This is a genomic window from Mesorhizobium sp. M7A.F.Ca.CA.002.09.1.1, assembly GCF_003998555.1.
Lineage (GTDB): Bacteria > Pseudomonadota > Alphaproteobacteria > Rhizobiales > Rhizobiaceae > Mesorhizobium > Mesorhizobium ciceri.
In genome coordinates, this window is record NZ_RZRR01000782.1 from 1 (window position 1) to 2,667 (window position 2,667).

2 protein-coding genes are annotated in these 2,667 nt (G+C 62.9%); both read left to right on the forward strand.

All coding sequences use genetic code 11. The annotated features are described in order from the left end of the window. Positions 1-170: 170 nt before the first annotated feature. Positions 171-1,334 (forward strand): ABC transporter substrate-binding protein, encoded by a 1,164-nt coding sequence (locus tag EN994_RS26140; RefSeq protein ID WP_013528758.1) that lies wholly within the window; start codon positions 171-173, stop codon positions 1,332-1,334. A 359-nt stretch (positions 1,335-1,693) separates the two neighbouring features. Then, positions 1,694-2,667, forward strand: a 974-nt coding sequence (locus EN994_RS26155; protein WP_164746201.1) for a Gfo/Idh/MocA family oxidoreductase, incomplete at its 3' end; no start/stop codon positions are given.

The following is a 2,667-nucleotide window of genomic DNA, read 5'->3' on the forward strand; positions in this document are numbered from 1 at the left end:
GCAGTTCTTCGCAGTGGTGCTGATCCTGTCGACGCTCGGCATCCTGATCTACGAGCTGTTCTTCCTGATCGGCAAGAAATGGGCGAGCTGGGAGGCTTGAACACAGGGATATGACGGCGCCCGGGAGGCGGGCGGCAAGAAACTGACATCAAACAAAAAAGGGGAATGCCATGACCAAAGAGAACTCGATCAACCCGGCGGGGATCAGCCGCCGCTACTTCCTGCAGGTCACCGGCGCCGGGCTGGTGACGGCGACGGCGCTTGGCGCCACCGGCCTGAAGGCCAGGGCCGAACCCTACGGAAAATTCACCTGGATCTCGCCGCGCGGCACGCTCGAAGTGCTCGACGACTATCCCTACTGGGCGGCCAAGAAGGCCGGCTATTTCGACGGGCTGGACACCGACATGCAGCCGGGACCATCGGACGGCACCGCGACGGTGAAGTTCGTCGATGTCGGCCAGGCCGATATGGGCTTCCCGTCGCCCGGCGTGTTCTCCTTCGCCATCCAGAACGGCATGAAGCTGAAGTCGGTGTTCCATATGGGCGCGCGCGACACGTTCAGCATCGCCTTCCGCAAGGGCGAGGGATCGAACGACCTGAAGAAGCTGGAAGGCAAGACCATCCTGCTCGGCTCCGCCGCCTGGCAGTCGATCACCGACCCGCTGCTGGCCGCGCAGGGCGTCGACATCAAGAAGGTGAAATATGTCGAGGCCGGCTGGCCGACCTGGGGAACGGCGCTGGCCGGCGGCCAGGGCGACGCCGCCCTGTCGTGGGAAGGGCTGCGCGCCGAATGGATCGCCAAGGGGCTCGACTTCGAATACTGGCTCGGCGTGCAGAATTCGAAGCTGCCGGCCAACACCTTCGTCGTGCGTGCCGCCGATCTCGAGGATCCCGACCGCAAGGCGTTTTTGGAAAAGTACCTGCGCGGCTGGGCGATGGGCCTCGAATTCGGCTACCAGAATCCACGCGCGGCGGTCGAAGCGGTGTTCGAGCAGTTCCCGACGCTGGCCAAGAATCTCGGGCCGGAGCTCGGCACCACCTCGATCCTGCAGCAGATCAACGTTTTCCGCGGCGACATGGACAAGCGCGGCGGCTGGGGCTCGCACGACATGGCGAGCTGGCAGGGCTTCTTCGACGAAATCCACAAGATCGGCCAGATCACCGCTCCGGTGAAGGCCGAGGATGTCTGCACCAACGATCTGATCGGCCCGGCCAATGATTTCGACAAGGCCAAGGTCAAGGCCGATGCCGACGGCGTCAAGCTGTCGGAAGGTTTTGCCGCGCTCGATGTCGAGAAGATCAAGGCGCATCTGTTCGATTCGGCGGTGAAGTAGGGCTGCGCAACGGGTCATGTCGGCCGCCCTCCATTACCCTGCCTTGGCTCCTTTCCTCTCCCTCCGGAGGGGGGAGAGGTGGCGCCGCGAAGCGGCGACGGAGTGGGGAAAGGCGTTCGTCAAACGCGCAGTCGCCACAAGACAGGCACAATCTGACGAGCAAGAGACCTCAAGCGCGCGGCGAGGGTCTCGACCCCCACTCCGTCGAGCTTCGCTCGACACCTCTCCCCCGATCGACGGGGGAGAGGAAAGGGCCGGGCAATGAGCGGCGGCGCTGACCTGAGGTGATTGTCTCGGATAGACATACGAGCGGCAACCGATCGCCGCGCACAATTCAATCAAAACCTGGGAGATATTCGGTGTCCGACAAGGTAAAAGTGCTGGTGGTGGGTCTCGGCAATATGGGTGCGTCGCATGCCAGCGCCTATCACCGGCTCGACGGTTTCGAGATCGTCGGCATCATGAGCCGGTCGATCAAGAGCAACACGAAGATTCCGGAAGAGTTAGCCGGCTACCCACTCTACGAGGATTTCGACCAGGCGCTGAAGGAAACAAAAGCGGACGCCGTCTCGATCAACAGCTGGCCGAACACCCACGCCGAATACGCGCTGAAGGCAATCGCCGCCAACTGCCATGTGTTCATGGAAAAGCCGCTCGCCACCAACAACGAGGATGCCGAGAAGGTGGTCGCGGCGGCGCGGGCCAAGAACCGCAAGCTGGTGCTCGGCTATATTCTGCGCGTGCATCCGTCGTGGATCAAGTTCATCGAGGTCGGCAAGACGCTCGGCAAGCCGCTGGTGATGCGGCTCAACCTCAACCAGCAGAGCAGCGGCAGCGCCTGGCACTGGCACAAGAACCTGATCGATTCGCTGATCCCGATCGTCGATTGCGGCGTCCACTATGTCGACGTCATGTGCCAGCTGACCGGCGCCAAGCCGGTGCGCGTGCACGGCATCGGCGCCAAGCTCTGGGCGGAAGCCGACAAGCAGAATTACGGCCATCTGCACGTCACCTTCGATGACGGTTCGGTCGGCTGGTACGAGGCGGGCTGGGGCCCGATGATGAGCGAGACGGCCTATTTCGTGAAGGACGTCGTCGGCCCCAAGGGCGCGGTGTCGATCGTCGCCGGCCAGCAGGCAAGCAGTGTTGCCGAGCTGGCAGAGGTTTCGAATTCCGCCGACATCGACCGCCACACCAAGACCGATGCGCTGAAGATCCACTATGCCGCTGTCGACGGCGACAAGAATTTCTCCAAACCCGACGAGATCGTCAGCATGGAGGACGAACCCGGCCACCAGGAACTGTGCGATCGCGAGCAGGCCTTCTTCCTGCG

Bases quoted from the DNA above. Each gene is read 5' to 3' on its own strand.
- EN994_RS26140 (WP_013528758.1), top strand. From the start codon at position 171: ATGACCAAAGAGAACTCGATCAACCCGGCGGGGATCAGCCGCCGCTAC.